The organism is Streptomyces sp. LS1784, assembly GCF_020103755.1.
In the GTDB taxonomy this organism is placed as follows: domain Bacteria; phylum Actinomycetota; class Actinomycetes; order Streptomycetales; family Streptomycetaceae; genus Kitasatospora.
Genome location: NZ_JAHSQD010001050.1, coordinates 1 through 1,355, shown reverse-complemented (window position 1 = coordinate 1,355; position 1,355 = coordinate 1). Strand labels below are relative to the sequence as shown.

Here is a 1,355-nt window from a genome sequence, read left to right as displayed (position 1 = left end):
AGCGCGGGCACGGCCGGGGCGGCGGTCGGGCGGGGGCCCTCCGCGCTGCGCGGCGGGATGATCCGGGGCGTCGTGGCCGGTCCGCCGCCGACGGTGGCGGGCACCGGGACCTGGGGGTGGTCCGCGTCCGCCTCCTGCTTGTCCAGGCTCTGCCCGTCCAGGATGCGCGCGGCGTGCCAGGAGGCGAAGTCCAGCCCGTCGAACAGCCGCTCCCGCAGGGTGAGTTCGTCTTCCAGCGCCTCGGCCGCGAGCAGTGCGGCGCGCGGGTCGGCGGCGGCGTTCACCCGGCCGGTGACGTGCGGCAGCTCGGTGCAGCCGTCCAGGCCGTCCTGGCCGTCCGAGGTGGCCCGGCCCTCGATGATCGTGACGGTCAGCCGCTCGGGCCGCTCGGAGACGGCGAGCGAGGCGACCAGGGTGCGCAGCAGCTCGGTCTTGCCGGAGCCGCGGGCGCCGCCGATCAGCAGGTGCGGGCCGCCCGGGTCGGGGGAGGGGAGGGTGAGCTCGGGGTCGGCCAGGTCGAGTGTGCAGAGCTCGTCCCGGGTGGTGCCGAGCAGCGCGGTGGCGGCGCCGATGCCGCCCGCGTGGGCCTCCCAGCGGGCGGACAGCTTGGCCGGGGTGACGGTGTCGAGCTGGAGCAGGTCGAGCAGCCGCAGCACGTCGGGCAGCGGGCCGCGGGCGGCCGGGGCGGCCTCGCACAGCGGGGCGAGGACCCGGGCCAGCCGTTCGGCCCAGGCGTCCGAGACGGCGTCCAGCGAGACCTCGTGCAGGGTCTCCCGGCCGCGGGCGACCGGGCGGTCCAGCGAGAGCTGGGTGCCGACCTCGCCGGTGATCAGGGCGGTGGCGCCGAGGCCCCGGGGGAGCAGCTCGGGCTGCTCGGCGAGGCAGATCGGGAAGATGCCGACCGCCGGGCCCTGGCGCAGCAGCAGGTCGAGGGCCCGCCGGGCGGCCTCGGTGGCCGGGCGGCCGTCCACCACGACCACGGTGGCGGAGTGGCCGCCGAGGCCGCTGGGGCCACTGAGCCGGGCGGTGAGCTCGGTCAGCCGGGCGGTGGCCTGTTCGTCGTCGAGGCCGATCAGCAGTCGGCAGTCCTGGCCGTCGACCGGGCGCAGGTGGGGCAGCCACAGGGCCCAGGCCCACGTGTCGGCGCGCTCCTCGGCGGTGCGGGTCGGGTCGGCGTCGACCACGACCAGGCTGAGCCCGGTCGGCGGGTGCAGCGCGGCGAGCTGGGCGACGACGGCGCGGGTGAGCGCGTCCAGGCGCTCGCGCGGTCCGCTGAGGCCGAGGCTGCCGGCGGTCTGGAGGTCGAGGGTGACCGGGACGGCGGGCAGCGTGGTGCCGGGCGTGGTGCCGGGGCC

1 protein-coding gene is annotated in these 1,355 nt (G+C 78.3%); it reads right to left on the bottom strand.

Annotated features, from left to right (window positions below; translation table 11 throughout):
* Nucleotides 1–1,355: FtsK/SpoIIIE domain-containing protein (locus tag KS423_RS45520; RefSeq protein ID WP_263455903.1), on the bottom strand; the 1,355-nt coding region annotated here is incomplete at both ends.